A 25586-nucleotide genomic window follows, 5' to 3' on the forward strand; every position below is an offset into this window, starting at 1 on the left:
CGGAACGATCAATTCCCCGATGATTTGGGATCATTCGCCGCTTTGGCCGCCTTCGCCGCGCGCTTGGCCTCCTGCTTGAAGGCCCGTACCTTCGCCAGCGACTCGGGCCCCGTGATGTCGGCCGCCGAACGGTACGAGCCCTGGTCGCCGTACGCCCCCGCCGCCTCGCGCCAGCCCGTGGGCCGTACGCCGTACTGCTTGCCGAGCAGCGCCAGGAAGATCTGTGCCTTCTGCACCCCGAAACCGGGCAGCGCCTTCAGCCGGGCGAGCAGCTCCTTGCCGCTCTTCGCGTCCGCCCAGACGGCCTCGGCGTCACCGCCGTACTCGTCGACGAGGAACTGGCACAGCTGCTGGATCCGCTTGGCCATCGACCCCGGGTAGCGGTGCACGGCGGGCTTCTCGGAGAGCAGCGCGCCGAAGGCCTCGGGGTCGTACGCGGCGATCTGCCCGGCGTCGAGATCGTCCGCGCCGAGCCGCTGCGCGATCGTGTACGGCCCGGAGAACGCCCACTCCATGGGGACCTGCTGGTCGAGCAGCATCCCGACGAGCGCGGCGAGCGGGGAACGGCCGAGGAGTTCGTCGGCCTCGGGCTGCTGGGCGAGGTGGATCTCGGTGGTCATGCCCCGATGATCTCGCCGAGGACCGGGCGCCGCACGACCGGTGAGCCGTACGGTCGCCGTCGCGTGCGGTCACGGGTTTCGGTCGGCGGCGCGGGAGAGCGTCCAGACGTAGTACCAGGAGTTCTCGCGGAGCGTCCGCGGGCTGTTGTCGGCCCCCGCCTGGAACGCGCCCCACAGCCCGCCGGCCGCCCCGCCGACGACGGCGGTGAGCGCCGACTGGAGGGCGGGGCCGTAGACGGCGACGAGGCTGGCGGTGACCGTACCGACGACCGCGCCGGTCACGGACACGGCCCGCTTGCGGCGGACCTGGTTCATCTGGGCCTGCATGCCCCGGACTCCGTCCGCCATCCGGAGGCCGATCTTCATCACCTCCACCGCGCGCTGTTCGGCGTCGAGCGCGCCGTCGAGGTTGGCCAGCTCCATGCGCAGCCAGCCGCGATTGGCCCGGTAGGAGTCGAACTCGCCGACGGTGATCTCGCTGAAGGTCTCCAAGGAGATGCCGTCGATGAACGGCAGCTCCAGTTCCTCGATGACCGGGATCACCAGCCGGCTGACCGCCGCGGGGGTGTGGCTCTGGGCGACGACCCTGCGTCCGGTGGCCGCGAAGTCGAGGAGGCCGGGGATGTCCGAGTGGGTGACCGGGCCGTCGTGCGACTCGTAGACGGGGTCGATCGGCTCACCCCCGTACCCGTGGCTCGTGGTGAGCCGGGAGACCGAGTACGTGGGCAGGTACCAGGCGCATCCCGCGCGCAGCAGCGGCTCGGTCTGCAGCAGCCAGCTGCCCAGGCGGTCCAGGTCCGGGCAGAGCATGCGCAGGTCTTCCGTCGTGCTGTGCCCGCTGGGCAGGATGCCCATGCGGTCCTCCTCCTCGGTCCGGGGAATGTACGAGCCCCGGTTCGAGAGCTGCCTCACGTGGTGGCTGCGGCCCGCCCCGTTGTGGGAGAGCAGGAGCGTGTCCGTGACGAGGACGGCCCGCTTGGTCAGGTGGGCGAAGTCGTCGGCGCCGACGCCGATGCCGACGTGGAAACGGGAGGCCGCGAAGCGCTTCTCGTCCACGAGCGTGCGCCGCCGCCGGTGGAAGAGGTGCTCGCCGTACGCCTGGGCCACCAGCCGGGGATTCTTCCTGGTCTCGGCCGACAGCCCCTTGAAGAAGCTGCGCATCTGCCCGGCGACGACGGCGTTCTCGACTGCTGCTGCCCTGCGGAGCCACCTCATGGCTCGCCACTCTAGGAGGAGGCGGGGGCGGCCAGGAGGGGGCCGGGAGCTGTTCCCCCGGGTGGGTGACGGGTCACTTCTCCGCGAAGCGCGCCAGGGCGGAGAGGATGAGGGCGCGGGTCTCCTCGCCGCCGAGGTGGCCGGCACGTTCGACCACGTGCAGATCCGCGTCCGGCCAGGCGCGGGCCAGTTCCCAGGCCGTGGTCAGCGGTCCGCCCATGTCCCGGCGGCCGTGGATCAGGACGCCCGGGATGCCCGCGAGGCGGTGCGCGTCGCGGATCAGGGCGCCCTCCTCCAGCCAGGCGCCGTGGGCGAAGTAGTGGGCGCAGATCCGGACGAAGGCGAGCCGGGCGTCGTCGACCCGGTCGGTGTACGGGGTGCCCATGCCCTCCATGGAGAGCACCGCGTCCTCCCAGGCGCACCAGTCCGCCGCCGCCTTCTCCCGTACGGAACGGTCCGGGTCCTCCATGAGGCGGGCGTACGCGGGGACGAGTTCGGCCGCCCCGTCGGTCGCCGCCCCGCCGGCCCCGGCGCGGAACCGCTCGTGCGCCTCGGGGAAGAACGCCCCGGCGCCCTCGTAGAGCCAGGCGATCTCCGAGCGGCGGGTCGTCGTGACGGAGACGATCACGATCTCCGAGACGCGCTCGGGGTGGGCCTCGGCGTACGCCAGGATCAGGGCGGAGCCCCAGGAGCCGCCGTACAGGAGCCAGCGGTCGATGCCGAGGTGCTCGCGCAGCCGCTCCATGTCCGCGACGAGGTGCGCGGTGGTGTTCACGGACATGTCGGCGGCCGGGTCGCTCGCGTGCGGGAACGAGCGGCCGCAGCCGCGCTGGTCGAAGAGGACGGTCCGGTACTTCTCCGGGTCGAAGACGCGCCGGGCGCTCGGGCGGGCCCCGGTGCCGGGGCCGCCGTGGACGTACAGGGCGGGCTTCCCGGCCGGGTTGCCCCCGACCGAGTAGTGGACGCGGTTGCCGTCACCGACGTCGAGCAGGCCCTCTTCGTGTGCTTCGGTCTCCGGGAACATCCGGCCGACCCTACCGGGGCACGAGCCTCGTCCTCGGGGTCTCGCACCACTGGAGGAGCGAGGGCCACTCCCCGTACCCCGAGTCCGGAGTCAGGTGCGCGCCGCCCGGGACGACGTCCATGTCGAGGCCGAGCGGGATGCCGTAGGGGACGTCCGCGCCCTCGGGGCAGTACGGGTCCGCGGCCGCGTAGACGAGCCGGGCCGGCGCCTTGAGCCGTACGGAGCCGAGGTCGAGCCCCTCCGCGAAGGCGGCGATCTCCGGGATCGACGCCGTCACGGCGGGCGACGGCGGGGCGACGAGCAGGACCCGGTCGACGTCGAGCCCCTCCGGGTCGAGGGCGGCGGCCCGCAACCAGAGGACCACGGACAGGCTGTGGGCGACGACGACGAACTCGCCGCCGTCGCCCGGGCGGTGCAGGTTCTCCCGTAGGGCGTCCAGCCACTCCGCCAGGACCGGCGCGTCCGGCTCCGGCAGCTGCGGGTACCGCACCTCGTGCCCGCGCTCGGCGAGCCGCCCCGCGAGCCAGTGGTGCCAGTGGCCCGGGAGACGGTGGTTCTGGAAGCCGTGGAGGAGAAGGAAGGTCGCCATGGGGCGATGGTGCGGGGTGGGAGCGGGGGCGGTCCAGACGGTTCCATGGGGTGGACGGTGGTCGACACCCGCCTGCCGGACCAGGCCCCTGCGGCCCACTGACCGCTTACCCGCCCACGTACTCCCGCAAGTGCCGAGCCGTCAGCGTCTCGCCCTTCTCCACCAGCTCCGACGGCGTGCCCTCGAAGACGATCCGGCCGCCGTCGTGGCCCGCGCCCGGGCCGAGGTCGACGAGCCAGTCGGCGTGGGCCATGACCGCCTGGTGGTGCTCGATGACGACGACCGTGTTGCCGGCCTCGACCAGGCGGTCGAGGAGGGCGAGGAGCTGGTCGACGTCGGCGAGGTGGAGGCCGGTGGTCGGCTCGTCGAGGACGTAGATCGCGCCCTTCTCGGCCATGTGGATCGCCAGCTTCAGCCGCTGCCGCTCGCCGCCCGAGAGGGTGTTGAGGGGCTGGCCGAGGCGGAGGTAGCCGAGGCCGACGTCCTTCAGGCGGCCGAGGATCGTCCGCGCCTGGCCCTTGGCGGTGAAGAAGTCGTACGCCTCCTCGATCGACATCGACAGGACCTCGTGGATGTTCTTGCCGTCGAGCGTGTAGGAGAGCACCTCGCTCGTGAACCGCTTCCCCTCGCACTCCTCGCAGACCGAGGCGACGCCCGCCATCATCGCCAGGTCGGTGTAGACGAGGCCGAGGCCGTTGCACTTCGGGCAGGCGCCCTCCGAATTGGCGCTGAACAGCGCCGCCTTGACGCCGTTGGCCTTGGCGAAGGCGGTACGGATGGGGTTCAGGAGGCCCGTGTACGTGGCCGGGTTCGAGCGGCGCGAGCCGCGGATCGGGGACTGGTCGGCGACGACCACGCCCTCGCGGCCGGGCAGGTTGCCGTGGATGAGGGACGACTTGCCGGAGCCGGCGACGCCCGTGACGACGGTCAGGACGCCGGTCGGGATCTCGACGCTCACGTTCCGGAGGTTGTGCTGCGTCGCGTCCGTGATGGAGAGCGCGCCGGTGCGGGGCCGTACCTCGGGGCGGAGCTTCGCCCGGTGGGAGAGGTGCTCGCCGGTCAGCGTCCCGGAGGTGCGCAGGCCCGGCACGTCGCCGGAGTAGCAGATCTCGCCGCCGTTCGAACCGGCGCGCGGGCCGAGGTCGACCACGTGGTCGGCGATCTCGATGACCTCCGGCTTGTGCTCCACGACGAGGACGGTGTTGCCCTTGTCGCGCAGCCGCAGCAGCAGGTCGTTCATGCGGGCGATGTCGTGCGGGTGCAGCCCGATGGTCGGTTCGTCGAAGACGTACGTGACGTCGGTGAGGGAGGAGCCGAGGTGGCGCACCATCTTCACGCGCTGCGCCTCGCCGCCGGAGAGCGTGCCGGAGGCCCGGTCGAGGCTCAGATAGCCGAGGCCGATCTCGACGAGCGAGTCGAGCAGTTCGCGCAGGCCGGCGAGGAGCGGGGCGACGGAAGGGTCCTCGATCCGGCGGACGAAGCCGGCCAGGTCGCTGATCTGCATCGCCGAGCACTCGGCGATGTTGACCCCGTCGATACGGGAGGACAGCGCGGCCTTGGTGAGGCGGCTGCCCTCGCACTCGGGGCAGGTGCGGAAGACGACGGCCCGGTCCACGAAGGCGCGGATGTGGGCCTGCATGGCGTCCCGGTCCTTGACGAGGACGGTCCGCTGGAGCTTCACCACGAGGCCCTCGTAGGTGAAGTTGTTGCTGCCGACCTTCACCTTGCAGGACGGCTTGTGGAGGAAGTCCTCCCACTCCTGCTCGGTGAAGTCCGCGAGCTTCTTGTCGGGGTCGTAGAAACCGGAGTGGGCCATGACCTGCCACATCCAGGAGTCGACGGCGTAGCCGGGGACGGTGATCGCGCCCTCGTTGAGGGACTTGGTGCGGTCGACGAGTTCGTCGACGTCGATGTCGGAGACCTGGCCCGCGCCCTCGCAGCGCGGGCACATGCCCTCGGGCAGGTTGAAGCTGAACGCGCCGGAGGTGCCGATGTGCGGGGTGCCGAGGCGGCTGAAGACGATCCGGAGCATCGTGTACGCGTCGGTCGCCGTGCCCACCGTGGAGCGGGAGTTGGCGCCCATCCGCTCCTGGTCGACGACGATCGCGGCGCTGAGGTTGTGCAGTCCGTCGACGTCCGGGCGGCCGAGGGCCGGCATGAAGGACTGGAGGAAGGCGCTGTAGGTCTCGTTGATCAGGCGCTGGGACTCGGCGGCGATGGTGCCGAAGACGAGCGAGGACTTTCCGGAGCCGGAGACGCCGGTGAAGACGGTGAGGCGGCGCTTGGGGAGGTCGACGTCGACGTTCCGCAGGTTGTTCTCGCGGGCTCCGCGGACCTGGATGACGTGGTGGTTGTCCGCTGCGGCGGGGGTGGTCATGGGATGCGCCCTCCGATAGTGGTCCCGTACCCCTGACACGTTACTCTATACAGCGTACAAAGTAATGGGATTATTGAGGGACACCCTCCTGACCTGCGAGAATGGGTGCCATGGCGAAGGAACGGAGCAGCGGGGCGGGGGATCCGGCGCGGACGCTCGAGCTGCTGTGGCGGGACACTGTGAGCGTCCCGGCGGGCCGCCGCGGGCCGCGTCAGGGGCTGACGGTGGACGCCGTCGTCGACGCGGCCGTCGCCCTCGCCGACGAGGGCGGCCTCGACGCGCTCTCCATGCGGGCGGTGGCGCAGCGCCTCGGGGTGACCCCGATGACGCTGTACACGTACGTCCCCGGCAAGGCCGAGCTGCTCGACCTGATGCTGGACCAGGTCTTCCTGGCGATGGAGCGGGCCCCCTTCGCGGCGGAGGTGCCGTGGCGGGAGCGGGTGACGGCGGTCGCCGACGCGAACCGCGCGCTCTACCTCGGCCACCCCTGGCTCGCGGAGCTGCGCGTCCACCGGCCGCCGCTCGGGCCCGGGGTGATGGCGAAGTACGAGCACGAGCTGGGCGCGTTCGAGGGCCTTGGGCTCGACGACGTGACGCGGGACTCGGCCCTGACGCACCTGCTCGGCTTCGTCCAGTCCGCCGCCCGTACGGAGCTGGACGCGCGGGCGGTGGACCGGGAGAGCGCGATGTCCGACCACGAGTGGTGGGACGCGCACGCGCCGCTGCTTGAGCGGATGTTCGACGCGGAACGGTTCCCGCTGGCGGCGCGGGTGGGGGAGGCGGCGGCGGTGGCGTACGAGGGGATGTACAGCCCTGAGTACGCGTACGGGTTCGGGCTTGCGCGGGTACTGGACGGGTTGGCGGCGCTGGTGACCCGTACGAGCCCTAAGGGCCCTACGGGGTCTCCGGGTTCCCCAGGTTGAGGAGGGCGTCGACCCCGGACTTGAGCTGGTCGGCGGTGAGTTCGCGCTCGGCGGTGAGGTGGTTCATGAGGCTCGGGGTGAACGGCGCGAGCAGCATGTGGGCGAGGAGCGCGCTGTCGGTCCCGGGCCGGAGCCGGCCGAGCAGCATGGCCACGTGCGTGTGCATGGCGAGGTACGCGCCGCTGGTGTAGGTCGCGCTGGGCGCGGCGGCCTGGGCGGCGAGCAGGAGTTCGCGCTGCTCGATGACCCGGTCGACGAGCGCGTCGAGGAAGGCGTGCAGCCGCTCGTCGGCGGGGGCGCCGGGGCCGAGGGGCGGCGGGCCGCCCATGTACGCCTCCTGGAACTGCACCTCCCGGTCGTCCAGGAGCGCCCAGAGGAGCTGGGAGACGTCGCCGAAGCGCCGGTAGACGGTGCCGACGCCGATGCCGCTGGCGTGCGCGACCTGGTTCATGGTCACCCCGCCGGGCCCGGCCTCGGCGACGATCCGGGCGGCGGCGTCCAGGATTTTCCGGCGGTTCCGCGCGGCGTCGGCACGCTCGGGCACGGCCCGTCCGACGGTGGGCAGCAGGGGGACGTCGGCCGCCGCCCTGGGGTCCTTCGCGCTGATCATGTCCGCCTGCCCTTTCACTCCGACCCGCTCCGACCCCCTTGGTCCGCCCTTGCCACGAGCATAACGGAGCACTATCCGGTTACCGGATCGCTGCGCGGCGTCACGTGATCCGGCTCACATCGGCCCGTAGTGGCCCCCACATGTCACATCCGGCGGCCCGGCGGTGTCTAGAGGGTGAGCGAGGCTTTCGGGGCTCTCCGAAGGACTTCCGAAGCTCACCGAAGCGCGACGACGAGGGAGTCATCATGGCTGGGAACACGGCGGTGGTTGTGATCGGTGGCGGGTACGCCGGAGTCATGGCGGCCAACCGGCTCACGGGGCGCGAGGGCGTGGCCGTGACGCTGGTGAACCCCAGGCCGTCGTTCGTCGACCGGATCCGGCTGCACCAGTACGTGGGCGGTTCGCACGACGGGGTCGTGGAGTACGGCAAGCTCCTCGCCGCCGGGGTCCGGCTGGTCGTGGACACCGTCGCCGACATCGACGTGGCCGGGCGGAGCCTGGCGCTGACGTCCGGGGAGACGGTCGGCTACGACTACCTGGTCTACGCGGTCGGCAGCGGCAGCGCAGAGGCGCGGGTGCCGGGGGCCGCGGAGTTCGCGTACCCGCTCGGCGGGTGGGAGGAGGCGCGGCGCCTGCGGGACGCCGTCGAGGCCGCGCCCGCGCCGGCTCCGCTCACCGTGGTGGGCGGCGGGGCGACCGGCATCGAGACCGCGGCCGAGCTGGCGGAGGTGGGCCGGAAGGTGACCCTGGTCTGCGGCGAGGCCCTCGCCCCGTCCCTGCACCCGCGCGGGCGGCGCGCGGTCGCCAAGCGCCTTGCCCGGCTCGGGGTGACGGTCGTCGAGGGCCCCGGCGCGAAGGCGGCGGAGGTGACCCGGGACGCGGTGCGGCTTGCCGACGGGCGGGAGGTGGCGAGCGCGGTGACCGTCTGGACCGCCGGGTTCACCGTGCCGGACCTGGCCGCGCGCAGCGGCCTGAGCACCGACTCCCTGGGCCGGCTGCTCACGGACGAGACCCTCACCAGCGTGGACGACGAGCGCGTCGTGGCGGCGGGCGACGCGGCGGCGCCGTCGGGTCTTCCGTACCGGATGAGCTGCCAGGCCGCGATGCAGCTCGGCCCGCAGGCCGCCGAGACGGTCCTCAGCCGGATCGCGGGCGAGCGCCCCGCGGACGTCGAGGTGGGGTTCGTCAGCCAGTGCCTCAGCATCGGCCGGCGCGCGGGGCTCCTGCAGCTCGCGGAGCGCGACGACACGGTGAAGAAGCAGTACGTGGGCGGTCGTACGGGCGCGCTGGTCAAGGAGCTGATCTGCAAGGGCGTTCAGTGGCAGCTGGGGTACGAGTCCCGGAAGCCGGGCGCGCGCAAGTGGTGGTCCAAGGACGCGGGGCGGGAGCGGCTGGTGGCGACGGAGGGCGCGGAGCGCGGCGCGGTCGCGGAGCAGGCGGCCTAACTTGGGGCGCAGGAACGAAAGTTGACCGCCGGTCGGTGAGGTGACCGACCGGCGGCAGAGAGGACTCAGCTGTGACCGACCCGGCGACCGACCCTGTGACGGACCGCGCTTCGGACCCTACGACCGACCCGGCTTCGGCCCCCGCGACCGACCCGGCGACCGAGAGCTTCGTCGCCCATCGCAACCTGCTCTTCACCGTCGCGTACGAGATGCTCGGCTCGGCCGCCGACGCCGAGGACGTGCTCCAGGAGACCTGGATGCGGTGGGTGGAGGTCGACCTGGCGGAGGTGCGGGAGCACCGCGCGTACCTGGTCAGGATCACCACCCGGCAGGCCCTCAACCGGCTGTGCACCCTGTCGCGACGCAAGGAGGCGTACGTCGGCCCCTGGCTGCCCGAGCCGCTGCTCACCGCGCCCGACGTGGCCCAGGACGCCGAACTCGCCGAGAGCGTGTCGATGGCGCTGATGCTCGTCCTGGAGACGCTGTCGCCGACCGAGCGCGCGGTCTTCGTGCTGCGGGAGGTCTTCGACCTCGGCTACGACGAGATCGCGGCCGCCGTCGACAAGACCCCGGCGGCCGTGCGCCAGATCGCGCACCGCGCGCGCCGGCACGTCGACGCGCGCCGCCCCCGCGCGGTGGTCTCCGCGAGCGAGACCCGGGCGGCCCTGGAGTCGTTCCAGCGCGCGCTCGCCACCGGGGACCTGCAGAGCCTGCTGGACGTCCTCGCCCCCGAGGTGGTGCTGCTGAGCGACGGCGGCGGCATCAAGCAGGCGGCGCGGCGGCCGGTCCTCGGCGCCGACAAGGTGGCCCGGTTCATCCTCGGCGGCGCGGGCAAGCACGCGGGCGCGCTCTCCGCGGGCCTCACGGTGGTCAACGGCAGTCCGGCGCTCGTCCTGTACCTGGACGGCGAGATCGACGGCGTCATGGCGGTGCGGCTGGAGGACGCCCGGATCACCAGCCTGTACTACGTCCGGAACCCGGAGAAGCTGACCAGGGTGGAGTCCGAGACGTCGCTGACCCTGAGGTGAGGCGCGCGGTGAGGCGGGCTTGCGAAGTGGATGGCTATCCGCTTAGTCTCGGACCGGTTGAAACGGAACCGAATCCGCTTAAGGGGAGCTCGTCATGTCCGTGAACGTCGCCGTCATCTACTACTCCTCGACCGGGAGCGTGCACCAGCTCGCCCAGGCCGTCGCCGAAGGCGCCGAGAAGGCCGGTGCGCAGGTGCGGCTGCGGCGCGTGACCGAGCTCGCCCCGGACGCCGCCATCGACGGCAACCCGGCCTGGCGCGCCCACGTGGACGCCACCGCGGACGTCGAGGTCGCCACGCTGGACGACCTGGAGTGGGCCGACGCGTACGCGCTCGGCTCGCCGACCCGGTACGGCAACATCGCCGCCCAGCTGAAGCAGTACATCGACACCACGGGCGGCCTGTGGCAGCGCGGCGTCTTCTGGGACAAGCCCGCGACCGCCTTCACCAGCGCCCACAACGTGCACGGCGGCAACGAGTCGACCCTGCTCGCCCTCTACAACACCTTCCACCACTGGGGCTCGGTCATCGTCTCCCCCGGCTTCACCGACGGCGCCGTCTACGCGGCCGGCGGCAACCCCTACGGCACCTCCCACGCGGGCGGCAACGGCGCCCCCGAGGAGAACGTCCTCGAAGCCGCCCGCTACCAGGGCCGCCGCCTCACGACGATCGCCAAGCGCCTGAAGGGCCTCGCGACGGACTGAGAGTCGGTCTGCTTCGCCTGTGCCCCCGGGGTCTCCCCGGGGGCACACGCGCGTCTCAGGCCCCGCCGTCCCGCCCGACCTCCGGTGCGTATCGGTCAAGGAGCCGCACACGTCGATGGGCCCGCACGCCCACTGACCGCAGCAGGCGGCTACTCCGCCAGCCGGGCCGCCTTTATCCGCAGGTAGTGACGTTCCGGGAGGCTGAGCGTGAGGCGGGCCGCCTCGGCGTAGGCCTCGCGGGCGGCCTCTCGGGCGCCGGTGCGTTCGAGGAGGTGGGCGCGGACGGCGGAGAGGCGGTGGTGGTCCTTCAGACGGGGCTCCAGGGCGGCGAGTTCGGTGAGGCCCGCCTCCGGGCCGTGGACCATCGCGACGGCGACCACGCGCCCCAGTTCGGCCATCGGGTGGGGCCAGTCGGCGACCAGGACGTCGTACAGGGCGAGGATCTGCGGCCAGTCCGTGTCCTCGACCCGCCGCGCCTCGTCGTGCAGCGCGGCGATCGCCGCCTGGAGCTGGTACGGGCCCGGCGGGCCCTCGGTCAGGGCCTCCTCCACCAGCGCCGTGCCCTCCTCGATCGCGGCCCGGTCCCAGCGCGTCCGGTCCTGTTCGTCGAGCGGGATCAGCTCGCCGTGCGGGCCCGTGCGGGCGGCGCTGCGGGCCTCCGTGAGCAGCATCAGCGCCAGCAGGCCGGTCACCGTGGCCTCCCTCGGGAGCAGCCGGCGGACGGCCCGGGTCAGCCGGATGGCCTCGCGGGCCAGGTCGGCGCGGTGCAGCGAGGGGCCTGAGGTCGCGGTGTACCCCTCGTTGAAGATCAGGTACAGCACCTGGAGGACGGCGGCGAGCCGGGCGTCCCGGTCGTCGGGCCCCGGCGGGCTGAACCGGTGGTCGCGCAGCTTCGCCTTCGCCCGGCTGATCCGCTGCGCGATCGTCGCCTCCGGTACGAGATGGGCCCGGGCGATCTCCGCCGTCGTCAGGCCGCCGACCGCGCGCAGTGTCAGCGCGACCCGGGCGGCGGGCGCGAGTGACGGGTCGCAGCAGAGGAAGAGCAGCGTCAGCGTGTCGTCGTCCGACGGCGCCGCCCGCGCCTCGCGCGGCTGGAGGCGCGCGGCCGTCTCCTCGCGCCGGGCCCGCGCCTCGTCCGCCCGCAGCTGGTCCGTGAGCCGCCGCGAGGCGACCCGGATGAGCCAGCCGCGCGGATTGTCGGGCGTACCGGACTCGGGCCACTGCGCGGCGGCGGCCACCAGGGCCTCCTGTACGGCGTCCTCGGCGGCGTCGAAGTGCCCGTACCGGCGTACGAGCGCGCCGAGGACCTGCGGCGCGTGCCGGCGCAGCAGGTCCTCGACGCTCTCCTCGGCTCCTTCGGGGTCCACGCTCAGTTGGTGCTCCAGTCCTCGGCCAGGTCGGACTCGGTCCGCTGGTCGATCTGGCGGATCACGATCGGGTACTCCGGCGCCCCTTCGGGCTGCGGGCATCGGGCGACGCGCGCGGCGATCTCGGTGACCCGTTCCAGGCTCGCGCAGTCGAGGATCCAGTAGCCGGCCAGCAGTTCCTTCGTCTCGCTGTACGGCCCGTCGGTGATCACCGGCTGCCCGGCCTTGTCGACGCTCACGTGCCGGGTGAGCCGGGGCTCGACGAGTCCCTGCGCGTCGACGAGCTCGCCCGACTCGGCGAGGTCGTTGTTGATGGACCCCATGTGCTCGAACATCGCCTGCAGGTCCTTCTCGCTCCAGGCGGGGCCCTGACCCGGGCGCTTGCCGGACATGATGTCGTAGTCGGCCTGGGATCCCTGCACCATGACGAGGTACTTCATGACGTGCTCCTTAGCTGAGTGTTCGTTGGCCGGTGTCTCTTCCTCCGGCCTTTCACAGGGGACGTCGGAGCCGGGTTCCGATTCTCGACACCTCGCCGGGGTCGCGTACGAATTTCTCGGGGATTCCACCCAGGGGAACCAGGAGGGGACCCAGGAGGGGACCCTCTAGGGCCTCACCCGGGGGTTCCCCTCCAGGGCCTCACCGGCTTCGCGCGCTCACCCGGCCTTACGCCCCCGACAGCTCCCGCTCCAGCGGCGTACGGAATCGGGGTGTGACCCGGACGTCCCCCACCCACCCGCGCAGCCGAGCCGCCTCCGCCTCGACGGCCGCCCTGGCCTCCGATCCGACCTCGTCGCTCAGGAAGCGGAGCGCGATCTCCCCGTCGGGCCGCTGGGCCCAGCCGCCGACGACACGGCCGTTCCACCACACGGTCGGGCCGATGTTGCCGCTGCGGTCGAAGAGCGCGGCCTTGTGCGCGGGGTCGGTGTACCAGTCGCGGTACTGCCAGCCCATCGCCGTCGGGTCGAGCGCGGGCAGCAGGGCGGCCCAGGGTTCCAGGTCGGCGGCCCTTACGGGTTCGAGGTCGTCCGGCAGGACATGGCCCGTGCCCTCCGCCAGCTCCACCGGCTCCGTGCCGATCGCCGCGAGCGCCTTGCGGACGTCGGTGACCTTCCACCCGGTCCACCACTTCAGATCCGCCTCGGTGGCGGGACCGCAGGCCGCGAGCCACTGCCGTACGAGTTCGGCGTGGGCGAACTCGTCGGAGGGATCGGGCCGTTCGGGCGTCGGCTCCCAGCGGAAGCGGCTGGAGGTCCAGGCGCCCTGCGGGCGGCCGCGGGCGATCCGGCCCTCCATGCCGAGGACCCGGAGCAGCCGGCTGGAGAGGGACTGCGGCCCCTCCTGCCGGGTGCCGACCCCGTACATGTACTGCGCGCGCAGCCGTGGCACGGCCTCGCCCAGCTCGGCGCCGGTCGCCTCGCCGCGTACCGTCAGCTCGGCCAGGACCAGCCGCTCGGTCTCGGTGAGCCAGGCGTCGTCGTATGCGCTGCCCTTGGCCAGGTCCTTGAGCAGCATGGCGCGTTCGCGGGTGGCGACGTCGCGGGTGGTGGAGGCGTGCACGGTGGGGACGAGGGCGGTCGGGAAGACGAAGATCGTGTGCCGCATGCCGTGCATCCGGGTCAGCGTCCGGTCCTCGTACAGGGCCTTCTCCACCCCCGCGACCGGCCCGACCTCGCCCTGCTTCCCGGCCAGCCGGGCGCCGACGGCGAGGAAGACGGTGGCCGGGTCGGTCGCGTGCAGCGCCACGAGCGACCCGGCCACCTCCTCCGCGCTCGCCGCCCGTGCCGTCCCGGTCAGCCGATGACGTACGGCCAGCCGGGCCCTGCGTTCGTCCGCCTCGATACGGCGGGTGTGCCGCGCCTTGTTCCCCATGCGGCAAGCATGGCGCAGCGGCGGCTCGGAGTCGGGGCTTCCAGGGCGCAGCGGCGGCCCGGATTCCAAGCTTCCGAGGCGCAGCAGCGGCCCGGAATCCCGGCTTCCGGAGGCTGATGCCGCCGCGCTCTCAGCCGGCCGCGCGGTCCCCCACCGGACGCCGCCGCAGCGCGGGGTCGGTCATGTGCGGCGGGCGCCAGGCGCCGTCCGCCTGGTAGAGGTTGGTGCCGGGCGGGACGATCTCGTCGATCCGGTCGAGGACCTCGTCGTCGAGGACGAGCGGCGCGCCCTTCAGGAGCCCGTCCAGCTGGTCCCGGGTCCGCGGCCCGATGATCACGGACGTCACGGCCGGGTGCGCCGCGGCGAAGGCGAGCGCGAGGGCGGGCAGCGAGCAGCCGATCTCCTCGGCGAGGGCGACGAGTTGCTCGACGGCGTCGAGCTTGGCCGCGTTGCCGGGGATCTCCGGGTCGAAGCGGTGCGGGGTGATCGAGGGCCGCCCGCTGGTCAGATCGACCGGTTGCCCCTTGCGGTACTTCCCGGTGAGGAACCCGGACGCCAGCGGACTCCAGGTCAGTACCCCCATCCCGTACTTCTGCGCCACCGGCAGCACCGCGTTCTCCACGCCCCGCGCGAGCAGCGAGTACGGCGGCTGCTCGGTCCGGAAGGCGCGCAGCCCGCGCCGCTCCGCGACGGCGTGCGCCTCGACGATCTGCTCGGCGGGGAAGGTGGAGCAGCCGAACGCCCGGATCTTGCCCTGGGCCTGGAGGTCGCCGAGGACGGCGAGCGTCTCCTCGATGTCCGTACGGTGGTCGGGGCGATGGACCTGGTAGAGGTCGATCCAGTCGGTGCCGAGGCGCGTCAGGCTGTCCTCGACGGCGCGGGTGAGCCAGCGCCGCGAGAGCCCGCCGCGGGCCGGCCCGTCGCCCATGGTGAAGTACCCCTTGGTGGCGAGGACGGTCTCGGCGCGGCGCTTCGGGTCGCGCAGCGCCTTGCCGACGATCTCCTCGGACTCGCCCATGGAGTACATGTCGGCGGTGTCGACGAAGTTGATGCCCTGGTCGAGGGCGGCGTGGATGACCCGTACGGAGTCCGCGTGGTCGGGGTTGCCGATGGCGCCGAACATCATGGTGCCGAGGCAGTACGCGCTGACTTCGATCCCGGTCCCGCCGAGTACGCGATATCGCATGCGGCGCACTCTAGGAGCTGGAGCCGACTCCAGGGCAAGACCCTGACGCGTACTCGTAGGGGACGAGGGTCACCCTGCGTCCCCCGTCGGCGCGAGAAGCGCGTCCGCGACCGACGTACGGGCGTAGAGGACCGAGCGCCCGGCGCGGTGCGCGGTGACGAGGCCGGCGTTGCGCAGCGCGGTGAGGTGCTGGGAGACGCCGGCGGCGGACAGACCGGACTGGGCGGCGAGCCGGGTGGTGGAGGTCGGGGTGTCGAGCTCGGCGAGGAGCAGGGTGCGCGAGCGCCCGATGACGGCGGCGACCGCGTCGGCCGCGGAGCTGGTACGCGGTTCCCAGAGGGAGCCGATCCCCCGTGCCGGGTAGGCGAGTTGGGGTGGTTCGGGGGCGACGGAACGGGTCAGGACGCGGGGCCAGGCGAAGGCCGAGGGAACGAGCAGCAGCCCCGAGCCGGCCTCGTCCCGGGTCAGCGCGCAGTGCCGCCGGACCAGGTGCAGGGTGCCGTCGTCCCACCGTACGGTCTCGTGCAGTTCGCTGAGAACACGCGCCGAGCCGTGCTCGGCGACCTGCCGGGCGCGGTGGAAGACGTCGGCTTCGAGGAGGCGTCGGATGCGGGCCCAGTAGGGGGCGAGGGCGAGTTCCCAGTAGGTCTCGATCTCGTCGGCGACCTTCTCCAGGGCCACTTCGGGCGCCTCGCGCAGCAGCCGCAGCCGGGCGCGGTCGGTACGCCGTTCGTCCGGCTCCTTGGACGGCCCTTTGGACGGCTCTTTGGACGCGAGGATGTCCAGGTCGGCCCACACCTGCTCACGCGGGGTGGCGCGGATGGTGTCGAGTTCGGCGGCGAGGGTGGGGAAGGGGGCGGTGGGCGTCGGGTTGAGGAAGTCGGCGAGGAAGCCGTGTCCGGGGACGAGCGCGGCCAGCCAGCCGCGGTCGAGCCCGGCACCGCTGACCCGGGGCCGTACCTGCGCGGCCCAACGCCGGTGCAGGGGCGGGTCGGTGGCCTCGCGGAGCAGCCGGAAACTGGTGACGACCTCCCACATGGGGGAGACCGCGAACCGGGTCTGGGCGAGGTCGGCGGCGGAGAAACTGAGCCCGGTTTCCATGATTCCACCCCTGAGGACCGTAGCCATAGGCTTGTTGGATTCGGCCTGAGCTTAATCAATGGCGGACGGATGCGGCGTGGGCGAGTCTCCTCGCATGCTCACCTCCTTCCGCGGCCTGCCGCCCACCGTCTGGACCCTGTTCGCCGGGACGATCGTCAACCGCCTCGGCTACCTCGTGACCCCCTTCCTGGTCTTCTTCCTGGCCGCGCGCGGGGTCACGGGGACCGACACCTCGTACGTCCTCGGCGCCCTGGGCGCCGGCAACCTCCTCGGCCCGGCGCTCGGCGGCGTCCTCGCCGACCGCGTCGGCCGCCGCCCGACGATGCTGACCGGCCTGGTCGGCGCGGCGGCGGCGCACGGCGCGCTGTTCGTGGCACCGGGCGTGTGGACGATGGCGGCGGCGGCGCTGCTGATCAGCGCGACGGGCGCGATGGTCGCCCCGGCGGCGTACGCGCTGATGGCCGACGCGGTCGACGCGGAACGCAGACAGCGGGCGTACGCGCTCTTCGGCTGGGGCGTGAACATCGGTACGGCGGTGGGCGGAGTGCTCGGCGGCTTCCTGGCGGCGCAGGGGTACTGGCTGCTGTTCGCGGTGGACGCGGGGACGATGCTGATCTACGCGACGATCGTGGCGACGCGCCTGACCGAACCGAGCCGGGCGCAGAAGGCACAGACGTCGGTACAGACGCAGGCGCAGACGTCGGCACCGACATCGGCACAGACGTCTCGCCCCGACGGCATCGGCTACGGGGTGGTGTTCCGCGACCGCTTGGCGATGGCGCTGCTCCCCCTCTTCGGCATCCAGCTGTTCGTCTACTCCCTCACCGAGGTGGCCCTGCCCCTCGCCATCCGGGACAACGGCCTGTCCCCGGCGGTGTACGGGGCGATGGCGGCGGTCAACGCGATCCTGGTGGTCGCGCTCCAGCCCCTGGTCACGGCCCGGCTAGCCAAGCTGCCGCCGCTGGCGGTGCAGAGCGCGGGCAGCGTGCTGATCGCGGCGGGCGTGGCGCTGACGGGCCTGGCGGACGGGGTGGTCGGGTTCACGGTGTCGGTGGTCGTCTGGTCCCTGGGCGAGGTGGTCGTCGCGGGCATCGCGGCCGCGACGGTGGCGAACCTCGCCCCGGCCCACGCCCGCGGCCGCTACCAGGGCGCCTTCAGCTGGACGTGGGGCCTGGCGCGCTTCGGGGCGCTCACTCTGGGCGTGACGGTGTACACCGGAGTCGGCCCGACGCTCCTGTGGGGGACGGCGCTGGTGGGCGGCCTGCTGGCGGCGGCGGGGACGTGGGCGCTGAGGGCAAGGGTGGAGCGCAGGACGGCGCACGGCCTGGCGGCGTAGGGGCCTAGGGGCTGCCCGCCCGCAAGAGCGAATCGATCCGCCGCCAGGCGGGAGAGGAGGCGTTGAGGTCGTCCTGGACAAGCGCAGGGATGGGGGAGGCTGAGTCGACTTCGACCGCTGGTGCGTCCCCGTACCGCTCCCGGGTGGCGGCGAGGATGCGGCGGGCGAGGTCGGGGAGGGCGGGGTCGTCGGCGTCGAGATCGTAGGCGCGGTCGTACTCGAGGAAGAGCTGCCGCAGCGCGGGTTGGGCCAGGGTCTGGTCCTGGTCGTGGAAGAGGGCGTCGGCGCTCTCGGGGTGGGTGGCGAAGACGAGGATCCAGAGGTCGCGCTGCAGGTCGACCCAGCGGACCGTGAACCCCCAGCGCCCCAGCTGCTCCAGATGGTCGACGACTTCGGCGGGCAGGGGCGCGAGCTGCCCGGCGGAGAGCCGCTGCAGTCGCGATCGGGTCGTCCGGAGCCCACGGATCCGCGCGACAAGCGCATCGTCGATCTCGTGCAACGCCTGCCGGAACTCTCCCTCGGAAGCGGCCATCAGCTCCCGGATCCGGGCGAGGGGGACACCGGCCTCGGCGAGCGTCCGGATCTTGATGAGGGTGATGGCGTCGCCGGCGCTGTACCGGCGATAGCCGGAGGCGTCGCGCTCGGGCTCGGGAAGGAGCCCTTTCTGGTGGTACACGCGGACGGTCTTGACCGAAACGCCGACGGAGGCGGCCAGCTGCCCGATGGTGATCACAAGCCGATCCTCGCACTTGACCCTGCCCCTGGGGCAGGGTTGCAGCATGGGTGTCATGACAAACCCGAACCATGACAAACAGACCCTGCGCGACCTGGCCGACGCGGGCAACGAGAGGGCCCTGGACCGCCTGGCGGACCTGGCGGACGAGGCGGGCGAGGTCGAGGAGCTGAGCGAACTCCTGGACGAGGGATCGATGCACGCCGGCTTCCTCCTGACCCGCCGCGCGACGAAGGCGGGTGACCTGCGAGAACTCCAGCGCATCGCGGACGCGGGCTACGAGGCGGCGGCGGAGGAACTGGACCGCCGCCTCAGGGCCGGTGGTTAGTCCCGCCGAATGTGCTCGGGGTCGACGTGCCGGCGCACGAGCGGCAGCGCGGAGACCCCGGCGGCGAGCAGCACCCCGAGACAACAGGCGAGCAGCAGCGGCAACCCACTCCAGTCCCAGTGGACGGCCCCACCCCCGGTGATCAGATAACTCGACTCGGCCAGCCACCCGGTCACCACGGCGGCCCCCAACCCCACCCCCAGCGGCACGACCACCTGCACACACTGCACCACCCGCAACGTCCCCGCCCGAGCCCCGAGCAACACCAGGGCAGCCACTTGCCCCCGCCGCTCCATGGCCCGATCAGCCACAGACACGACGAACGCGGCCACCCCGATGACCAGCCCGAGCACCATGCCGGCCCCGAGCAGACTCCGGATGACGGTGAGTTGGGCGAGGGACTCGACGACGATCCCGACGGGTCTGACCTCGGCGGTGGGCGCGATGGCCCCGACTGCATCGAGGACGGTGCGGACGGTCTCCGGATCGGAGGCCGACGCGAGAACGAGGTGACCGTCGGCGGGCAGGGTGTCGGGTGGGAGGAGGGAGGGCGGGATGAGGACGTCCCTGGCACTCAGGTCGTACGTCTCGTACGTGTGGGCGGTCAGCACCTCATGCGGGATCGGCACTGTGAGCTTTGCTCCGTTGTCCAGAAGGATCTCGAACGACTTGCCCGGCTGGGCGTCCTCGGACAACGGGTTCCCAGGGCGGGCAAGTCGGACGGTCTTTCCGTCGACGCACCCCGGTGCTGCCTTGCTGAAGACAGCGAGTTGGGCACAGGTGGCCACGGTTGCCTCGATGCCCGGATAGCTGGTGCTGTCGGCTGGCTCCCATGACGGGGCGTCGATGCCGTGCGCACTGACGCCTGCGACCCGGGTCATCCTCTCCCGCTGCTGGGGGGTCAGCTGCGCGAGACTGATCTTGTACTCCTGCACGGGCGCGGTGTTGCGGCTCACCTGGCTGAGCTCCACGAGGACGCCCTGGGTGAGGGACGTCGCGTAGACGAGGAGGACGAGTCCGGTGACCACGCGCAGTGACGCGCCCGGCTCGACCTCGGTGCGGCGCATCGCGAGCGACAGGGGCAGCGACCGCGCGGTGGCGGCCAGCCGGCGGGCGAGCCAGGCGGTGATCGGCGGCAGGCCGAGGACCAGCCCCGCTCCCGTCAGCAGTACGGCCGCGGGGATGAGGACGGTGTTGGAAGAGCCGCCGGACGGATCGCGTCCCAGCACGCTGAGGGCGCAGTAGCCACCGATGACGCCGAGCCCTGGTACGAGCAGCAGCGTTCCGTACACCTTGGGGGGCTTGCGCTCGGCGGTACGCCGGACGTTGAGGGGGGTCCGCGCGGCCGCGCGGGCGCTGTGGCGTCCGACGAACCAGGCGAGTGCCGGACACAGAACCAGGCAGGCGACAAGCGTGCCGACGTCGGGACGCCCGTCGGCCGGGTACCAGTGAAGGCCCGGCAGACCGACCCTCGCCATGATCTCGTTGAAGCCGAGATACCCGGCGATGCCGAGCAACGCTCCCAGGAAGGCAGCCGACACGGTCTCGCCGGCGTTGACCCGCAGGGTGTCCTTCACACTCAGGCCGACGAGGCGCAGCGCGGCGAGCCTGCGGGCGCGCGACTCGGCCGAGAGCCGAGCGCACACCGACAGGAACACGACGAGGGGCAGGAGGACCACGCAGGCGAGCGTGAACCTCAGGATGTCGAGGGTGGACTCTTCGACGACCTCGTGGGTGGCGTAGCGCGAGCCGAAGGAGTCCACGCGCTGGGCGCCCTCCTTCGGGATCTGGGCGTGGGTGGTGCCGACATAGGCGTACAGATCGTCGGGTCCGGCGAGCCCGTCCGGCCCGATCGTGCCGCTCACCTTGCCCGGCAGGAGCCCGGCGACTCCGGGCGACTCGGCCAGCTCCTCGCGCAGTCGCGGCGAGACGATCACTTCTCCGGCTGCGGGCAGCCGGTCGATGCCCGGAGGAACCGGCGCCGGACCGGAGACCGGACGGGCGACGAAGAGCCGGTGGAGTGGCTGGGAGCCGTAGGCGTCATCACGGCTGATCGCGATCGTGTCGGAGGTCGACCAGCCGCCCTTCGGATACTGGTCGCCGAGCGGCTGGCGAGCGGCTGTCCGTGCGTCGTGAGCGGCGAGGATCGCCGGAATGGTGAGTACGGCGGCGAGGCAGGCCACGCCGAGTGCGCAGCCGACGGTCATGAGCAGGAACCGGGCGCGGCCTCGCCGTCCGCCACGCCACAGCAGCCGCATGCCGAGCACGAAGGGATTCACTTGAGCTTCCCGTCGGTCATCGTGTACCGGCTGTCGGCGTGTTCGGCCACACTCGCGTCATGCGTGACGATGACCACGGCCGTCCCCTGATCCCGGGCGAGCCGCAGGAACTCCTCCAGTACGGCAGAGGCGTTGACGCTGTCGAGCGCACCGGTCGGCTCGTCCGCGAACACCACGTCCGGCCGGTGCACGAGCGCCCGCGCGACGGCCACCCGCTGACTCTGCCCACCGGACAGCTGCGAGGTCCTGCGCTGCAACAGCTCGGTCATGCCCAGCCGTCCGAGCACCTCGCCGGCCGCCGCGTGCGCCGGTGCCTTCCGCTGGCCGGCGAGGCGCAGGGGGAGTGCGGCGTTCTCCTCCACGGTCAGTTCGGGCAGCAACTCCCCGTACTGGAAGACGAACCCGAACCGTTCACGGCGCAGGGCGCTCAGTTCGTCGTCGGAGCGGGTCGCGAGGGAGACCCCGCCGAACGAGACGGTTCCCTGCGACGGTGCGAGTACCCCAGCGAGGCAGTACAGGAGCGATGACTTCCCCGAACCGCTGCTTCCCATGATGGCCGCCACCTCCCCGCGCTTCAGCGAGAAGTCGGCGCCGCTGACGGCCTGCTGCGGCCCGTAGAAGAGATCCACGCCCTCGGCGCGGAGGATGGCGTCCATCGTGGTGCGAACTCCCTTGCTGAGGAGGCCGCACGTCGCCGGCCTCCGAATTCCTCGGTTACCGCTGTCCCTGGCGCTTATAGTTCAGCGTGTCCGCGCAGTTGTCCGGGCGGAGGGATCCGCGGTCGCGGCAGGCCCGGATCCAGGCCTCGTTGGTGTACTGGGCGGCACCGTCGTAGATCACCTTCTTGAGGGTGACGGTCTTCCTCTGCACGCCGTAGAGGCGGCTCCAGCTGTAACCCTCGACCTTGGTCTCCAGATAGACGTTGTGACCGTCCGCCACCTCGTCGTCCCTGAGCTTGACGTCGAAGTGGAAGCCGCCGTGGTTCTGCCCCCTGGGCTCCCACGTGTACTTGCCAGTCGCCACCACGCCGCGAGTGGTCATCGTCGGCAGGCTGTGCCACGAATCCGCCACCGCCGCTCCCATCCCACCCAGGAACAGCCCCGCCGCCACCGCGACCGTCGTCAACTTCCGCACGTATTCCTCCACGTTGAGAGCACCCTGACTGGGCGTAGCGGAAAGTGTTCCAGTGATCACGGAACGAAGCGGCGGGCGGAACGTCACTGCCTGCTCGGACCCCTCGAACCGGTGACATCACCACATCAGTCGCCTTTACGGAGGTACGGCGAAGGCCCCGACCGTTCCCCGGTCGGGGCCTTCCACCGTGTGCCGTTCCGTTCGGTGTGCGCTCGTCGTCAGGCGGCGAGTTCCTGCTGGGGGGCGAGGTCGGCGTCCTCCTTGGGCTTCGGCTTCCCGTCCCGCATGACCACCCCCGCCAGCACCGCCGCCGCGAAGACGCCGATCGCGCTGATCGTGAAGGTCGCCGACATGGACGTCGTGAAGGCCTCCCGTGCCGCGTTCGCCAGGGTGCCGTTCTCGCCCGCTGCCGCCAGCGCGCCGCCGATGGAGTGCTTGGCCTGCTCCGGGGCGTCGGACGGCATCTCCGAGGCGAAGCGGCTGGAGAGGAGCGAGCCGAGGATCGCGATGCCGAGGGCCGTGCCCGCCTGCTGGATCGTGTCGTTCAGGGCGGAGCCCACGCCCGCCTTCTCCTCCGGGATCGTGCCCATCAGCGCACCGACCGCCGCCGGCATGGCGAGACCCGCGCCGAGGCCGAGGAGGCCCAGGCCGATCGCCGGGACCGTGAAGCCCGAGGTCGCGTCGACGGTCGTCAGGAGGCCGAACGAGCCGGCCATCACCAGCAGGCCGCCCACGATCAGCGGCCGGTAGCCGACCTTCGCGGCGAGTCCGGCGCCGGCGGCGTTGCCGATCAGGGCGGCGACGGCGAGCGGGACGAAGGCGAGGCCCGCCTTGACGGGGGAGTAGCCGAGCACGAACTGCAGGTACTGGGTCAGGACGAGCAGGAGACCGCCGTTGCCGATCTGGACCAGGGTCAGCGAGAGCGAACCGCCGCTGAAGTTGCGGTGCTTGAAGAGGACCAGCGGGACCATCGGCGACTCGGTGACGTTCTCCCAGATCACGAACCCGGCGAGGGCGCCGACCGCGACCGCCAGCGTGACGACCCCACGGCCCTCGAAGGCGCCGTGCTGCGGGATCTCGATGATCCACCAGATCAGCGCGGTCATGCCGACCGCCGACAGGACCGCGCCGAGCGGGTCCGCCTTCTGCCAGGGGCCCTTGGACTCGGGCATGAGGGTGAGCGCGGCGACGACGGCCAGGATCACGACCGGCACGTTGATGAGGAAGATGGACTGCCAGGAGAAGTGGTCGATCAGGAAGCCGCCGAGCACCGGGCTGCCGACCAGGCCGAGCATCGACACCGAACCCCACGCGGCCATCGCCTTGCTGCGCTCGTCCTCGTCGAAGACGGTGATGAGGATCGACAGCGTCGAGGGCATGATCAGCGCGCCGCCGACACCCATCGCGACGCGTACGGCGATGACCTCACCGGGGTCGTCGCAGAAGGTCGCGGCCAGTGAGGCGAGCCCGAAGAGCAGCAGGCCGATGATCATGACCTTCCGCCGCCCGAACCGGTCGCCCAGGCTTCCGGAGGTCAGCAGCAGTCCGGCGAAGACCAGGATGTAGGAGTCGAGGATCCACTGGATGTCCGTGGCGCTCGCGCCGATGTCCTCGGTCATCGAGGGGACCGCGACGGTGAGGGCCATGCTGTCGACGACCAGGACCAGCGTGCTGAGGCACAGCACGACCAGGATCCACCAGCGGCGTGGATTGCGGACGGTTTCCATGGGGGTTCCTCGTTTTCCTCTCGGCTGCGCACGGTGTTCCTTCGATGCGAACACTGTACGCAGGGGCGCACGCCGTGCGCAAGACCTCACTCCTGTACGCTGAATGCGCACGCTGTACGCCGCCCATCGCGGAGGTTCACATGGCCGAGAAGCCCACCCCGACGAACCCACCGAACCCATCGAGCCCGACCAAGGCGACCAGCCTGACCAGCCCCACGAACCCCATCCCGTCCGTCTGGGCCCGTCAGCAGTCCGCCGCCGAGCAGCCCGCGCTCAGCCGCGCCTCGATCGTCCGCGAGGCGATCGTCATGCTGGACGCCGACGGCATCGAGGCGCTGAGCATGCGCAAGCTCGGCGCCCGTCTGAACGCCGGCGCGACCTCCCTCTACCGGCACGTCGCCACCAAGGACGAGCTGATGGAGCTCGCGGTGGACGAGGTCTTCGGCGAGATCTCCGTACCGCCCGCCGACAGCGCGGACTGGCGCGCCGCGGCCATCGAGGCCGCCGGCTCGTTCCGTGCGGCGGCGCTGCGCCACCCCTGGCTGGCCTCGGTCCTCGGCCAGGCGGGCCTCGCCTACCTGGGCCCCAACCTCATGGCGTACTCGGAGCGGTTGGCGGCCCTCTTCACGGCCGTCGGATTCCCTGAGCCGAACCGCGCGATCGAGTCCCTCCTGGCGTACGTGATCGGCATGAGCACGACCGAGGCGGCCTGGCTCACGACGGTCGCGCGCTCCGGCGAGACGGAGGCCGACTTCATCGCCCGCCTCGCCCCCGCCGCCCAGCAGGCCGCATCCGACCACGCCCACCTGGCCGACTCCTACCAGGAGTCCCTGGCGGCCCTCGACCCGGTCGAGTCCCGCGACGCCAAGTTCGCGTACGGCCTGGACGTCATCCTCGACGGCCTCGCCCTGCGCCTCGCCCCGTAGACGCCGGCCGCACGGCCCGGACAACAACGCCGAAGGGCCGGACCGCAGATGCGGTCCGGCCCTTCGAGCTGGCGGAGGATACGAGATTCGAACTCGTGAGGGGTTGCCCCCAACACGCTTTCCAAATGTTCGTACGGGGGTCCGGTGGGGGCCGTACCCGTCCTGACCTGCGGCGGGGCGTTCGGAGTGACCCCGTCCGGACGGGGCTGGACGGGGGCGAGTGAGACCAGGACTGAGACCAGGCGTCGGCTGGGCCACTTCCTGGTCCCGCTCACAGCGCTCTTGGCCATGCTCGTGGGAAGCGGTCCTTCGGTAATGCCTTGACCGGGTCGGCCACCCGCCCCACACTAGGTGTATGACATTTGTACGACAGGCTGGAGGAGGCATGGATACCGCAGCAGCTCCCAAGAAGAGGGCAGCCAAGAAGGCCGCCACGACGGCGACGAGGCGAAATGCGGCAGCTGTGCTCGGGCCCAGTCGCTTGGCGCAGGTCCGGCTCCGTGGCGATGAGATGCAGGCCCTTCAGGAGGTCATGCGGACACTGCACCTCAACTCGACCTCGGACGCTCTTCGCGAAGGGCTGAGGCTCCTCGCGCGGGAAGCGGCCGAGGTAGGGGCGGCCGAAGAGATCCGCGCCTTCTACCAAGAGCAGGCCGTGCCTCTGCCTGACGGCGTGGTCGAGCCGAGTGATGCCGAGCTTGCGGCAGCGGACGAGATGCAGTGGTGAGTCCAGGCACGGCGCTTCGCGGCGAGGTGTGGGTCTGCGCACTGCCACAACCGGTGGGGCCGCACCCCGTCGTCGTCCTCACCGTCAACCGGATCGCCGAGCCGCTCGCTTCGGTGACGGTCGCGCTGATCACGGGTACATCCGGTCCCCAGGTCACCCATGTCCCGATCGGGCCTGACGCCGGACTGACGAAGTACGACGAGTCGTACGTGAACTGCGCGGACCTCCACACCGTGGCGAAGTCCCGGTTGCGACGGAAGCTGGGGCTGCTCGCTCCGGGGGAACTGCACCGTGTGGAGGACTCCGTCCGTCTGATCCTCGGGCTGCAGCGCTGAC

25 protein-coding genes are annotated in these 25586 nt (G+C 71.8%); 9 read left to right on the top strand and 16 right to left on the bottom strand.

The genetic code is table 11. The features are described 5' to 3' along the window. Window positions 1–8 precede the first annotated feature (8 nt). The 5 genes from AB0F56_RS30510 to AB0F56_RS30530 all read right to left on the bottom strand — a co-directional run bounded on the left by AB0F56_RS30510 (window position 9) and on the right by AB0F56_RS30530 (window position 5825). Window positions 9–620, bottom strand: coding sequence for an HhH-GPD-type base excision DNA repair protein (locus AB0F56_RS30510; protein WP_362015416.1), 612 nt, complete (start codon window positions 618–620; stop codon window positions 9–11). A 69-nt stretch (window positions 621–689) separates the two neighbouring features. Then, window positions 690–1835: a hypothetical protein gene (locus AB0F56_RS30515; protein WP_362015418.1), complete on the bottom strand. Its 1146-nt coding sequence runs from the start codon at window positions 1833–1835 to the stop codon at window positions 690–692. Window positions 1836–1908: 73 nt separating this feature from the next. Further along, complete coding sequence (gene pip / locus AB0F56_RS30520; RefSeq protein WP_362015420.1) at window positions 1909–2859, bottom strand: prolyl aminopeptidase; 951 nt, start codon at window positions 2857–2859, stop codon at window positions 1909–1911. A gap of 10 nt (window positions 2860–2869) precedes the next feature. Next, the gene (locus tag AB0F56_RS30525; RefSeq protein WP_362015422.1) at window positions 2870–3448 is read right to left on the bottom strand and encodes an alpha/beta hydrolase; all 579 of its coding nucleotides are present in this window, start codon (window positions 3446–3448) and stop codon (window positions 2870–2872) included. Window positions 3449–3554: 106 nt separating this feature from the next. Continuing rightward, window positions 3555–5825: an excinuclease ABC subunit UvrA gene (locus tag AB0F56_RS30530; RefSeq protein WP_362015425.1), complete on the bottom strand. Its 2271-nt coding sequence runs from the start codon at window positions 5823–5825 to the stop codon at window positions 3555–3557. A 110-nt stretch (window positions 5826–5935) separates the two neighbouring features. Here AB0F56_RS30530 and AB0F56_RS30535 point away from each other — a divergent pair, with 110 nt between their 5' ends. Continuing rightward, window positions 5936–6748: a TetR/AcrR family transcriptional regulator gene (locus AB0F56_RS30535; RefSeq protein WP_362015431.1), complete on the top strand. Its 813-nt coding sequence runs from the start codon at window positions 5936–5938 to the stop codon at window positions 6746–6748. Here the strand turns inward: AB0F56_RS30535 and AB0F56_RS30540 are convergent. Continuing rightward, a complete protein-coding gene (locus tag AB0F56_RS30540; RefSeq protein WP_362015434.1) occupies window positions 6720–7358 on the bottom strand; it encodes a TetR/AcrR family transcriptional regulator in 639 nt (212 codons plus the stop codon). The two genes, AB0F56_RS30535 and AB0F56_RS30540, sit on opposite strands and share 29 nt — an antisense overlap. A gap of 245 nt (window positions 7359–7603) precedes the next feature. Between AB0F56_RS30540 and AB0F56_RS30545 the strand changes: the two genes are divergently transcribed. From AB0F56_RS30545 to wrbA, 3 genes are all read left to right on the top strand, one after another. Then, window positions 7604–8803, top strand: a complete 1200-nt coding sequence (locus AB0F56_RS30545; protein WP_362015436.1) for an FAD-dependent oxidoreductase — start codon at window positions 7604–7606, stop codon at window positions 8801–8803. Window positions 8804–8898: 95 nt separating this feature from the next. Beyond that, the gene (locus AB0F56_RS30550; RefSeq protein WP_362015617.1) at window positions 8899–9831 is read left to right on the top strand and encodes an RNA polymerase sigma-70 factor; all 933 of its coding nucleotides are present in this window, start codon (window positions 8899–8901) and stop codon (window positions 9829–9831) included. Between the two features lie 94 nt (window positions 9832–9925). Then, a complete protein-coding gene (wrbA, locus tag AB0F56_RS30555) occupies window positions 9926–10534 on the top strand; it encodes an NAD(P)H:quinone oxidoreductase (RefSeq protein WP_362015438.1) in 609 nt (202 codons plus the stop codon). 149 nt (window positions 10535–10683) lie between these two features. Here the strand turns inward: wrbA and AB0F56_RS30560 are convergent, their stop codons facing one another. From AB0F56_RS30560 to AB0F56_RS30580, 5 genes are all read right to left on the bottom strand, one after another. Then, window positions 10684–11901 (bottom strand): sigma-70 family RNA polymerase sigma factor, encoded by a 1218-nt coding sequence (locus tag AB0F56_RS30560; protein ID WP_362015440.1) that lies wholly within the window; start codon window positions 11899–11901, stop codon window positions 10684–10686. A 2-nt stretch (window positions 11902–11903) separates the two neighbouring features. After that, window positions 11904–12341 (bottom strand): YciI family protein, encoded by a 438-nt coding sequence (locus AB0F56_RS30565; protein WP_362015442.1) that lies wholly within the window; start codon window positions 12339–12341, stop codon window positions 11904–11906. A 226-nt stretch (window positions 12342–12567) separates the two neighbouring features. After that, window positions 12568–13773: a winged helix DNA-binding domain-containing protein gene (locus AB0F56_RS30570; RefSeq protein ID WP_362015445.1), complete on the bottom strand. Its 1206-nt coding sequence runs from the start codon at window positions 13771–13773 to the stop codon at window positions 12568–12570. A gap of 130 nt (window positions 13774–13903) precedes the next feature. Next, window positions 13904–14959, bottom strand: coding sequence for an aldo/keto reductase (locus tag AB0F56_RS30575; RefSeq protein WP_362015448.1), 1056 nt, complete (start codon window positions 14957–14959; stop codon window positions 13904–13906). 69 nt (window positions 14960–15028) lie between these two features. Further along, the gene (locus AB0F56_RS30580; RefSeq protein ID WP_362015451.1) at window positions 15029–16060 is read right to left on the bottom strand and encodes a DUF5937 family protein; all 1032 of its coding nucleotides are present in this window, start codon (window positions 16058–16060) and stop codon (window positions 15029–15031) included. Window positions 16061–16154: 94 nt separating this feature from the next. On the opposite strand from AB0F56_RS30580, the gene AB0F56_RS30585 reads away from it, so the two are divergent. Next, entirely contained in the window at window positions 16155–17396 is a 1242-nt protein-coding gene (locus AB0F56_RS30585) for an MFS transporter (protein ID WP_362015454.1), read from the top strand. 4 nt (window positions 17397–17400) lie between these two features. Here the strand turns inward: AB0F56_RS30585 and AB0F56_RS30590 are convergent, their stop codons facing one another. Then, the gene (locus AB0F56_RS30590; protein ID WP_362015457.1) at window positions 17401–18129 is read right to left on the bottom strand and encodes a MerR family transcriptional regulator; all 729 of its coding nucleotides are present in this window, start codon (window positions 18127–18129) and stop codon (window positions 17401–17403) included. Window positions 18130–18184: 55 nt separating this feature from the next. On the opposite strand from AB0F56_RS30590, the gene AB0F56_RS30595 reads away from it, so the two are divergent. Further along, a complete protein-coding gene (locus tag AB0F56_RS30595) occupies window positions 18185–18457 on the top strand; it encodes a hypothetical protein (RefSeq protein ID WP_362015460.1) in 273 nt (90 codons plus the stop codon). On the opposite strand, the gene AB0F56_RS30600 is transcribed toward AB0F56_RS30595, so the two are convergent. From AB0F56_RS30600 to AB0F56_RS30615, 4 genes are all read right to left on the bottom strand, one after another. Further along, a complete protein-coding gene (locus AB0F56_RS30600) occupies window positions 18454–20736 on the bottom strand; it encodes an FtsX-like permease family protein (RefSeq protein ID WP_362015462.1) in 2283 nt (760 codons plus the stop codon). The genes AB0F56_RS30595 and AB0F56_RS30600 overlap by 4 nt on opposite strands. Beyond that, window positions 20733–21392 carry an ABC transporter ATP-binding protein gene (locus AB0F56_RS30605; protein WP_362015465.1) on the bottom strand — a complete coding sequence of 220 codons (660 nt, stop codon included), beginning with the start codon at window positions 21390–21392 and terminating at the stop codon, window positions 20733–20735. Before AB0F56_RS30605 ends, AB0F56_RS30600 begins: the two co-directional genes overlap by 4 nt. Before the next feature lie 58 nt (window positions 21393–21450). Beyond that, window positions 21451–21882 carry a hypothetical protein gene (locus AB0F56_RS30610; protein ID WP_362015468.1) on the bottom strand — a complete coding sequence of 144 codons (432 nt, stop codon included), beginning with the start codon at window positions 21880–21882 and terminating at the stop codon, window positions 21451–21453. 206 nt (window positions 21883–22088) lie between these two features. Continuing rightward, entirely contained in the window at window positions 22089–23597 is a 1509-nt protein-coding gene (locus AB0F56_RS30615) for an MFS transporter (RefSeq protein WP_362015471.1), read from the bottom strand. A 203-nt stretch (window positions 23598–23800) separates the two neighbouring features. Here AB0F56_RS30615 and AB0F56_RS30620 point away from each other — a divergent pair, with 203 nt between their 5' ends. From AB0F56_RS30620 to AB0F56_RS30630, 3 genes are all read left to right on the top strand, one after another. Then, window positions 23801–24523 carry a TetR/AcrR family transcriptional regulator C-terminal domain-containing protein gene (locus AB0F56_RS30620; RefSeq protein ID WP_362015620.1) on the top strand — a complete coding sequence of 241 codons (723 nt, stop codon included), beginning with the start codon at window positions 23801–23803 and terminating at the stop codon, window positions 24521–24523. A 385-nt stretch (window positions 24524–24908) separates the two neighbouring features. Further along, on the top strand, window positions 24909–25250 hold the full coding sequence (locus tag AB0F56_RS30625; RefSeq protein WP_362015474.1) for a hypothetical protein: 342 nt from the start codon (window positions 24909–24911) through the stop codon (window positions 25248–25250). Next, on the top strand, window positions 25247–25585 hold the full coding sequence (locus AB0F56_RS30630; RefSeq protein ID WP_267032369.1) for a type II toxin-antitoxin system PemK/MazF family toxin: 339 nt from the start codon (window positions 25247–25249) through the stop codon (window positions 25583–25585). Before AB0F56_RS30625 ends, AB0F56_RS30630 begins: the two co-directional genes overlap by 4 nt. Window position 25586 lies beyond the last annotated feature (1 nt).

It is taken from the genome of Streptomyces sp. NPDC026092, from assembly GCF_040638605.1.
Lineage (GTDB): Bacteria > Actinomycetota > Actinomycetes > Streptomycetales > Streptomycetaceae > Streptomyces.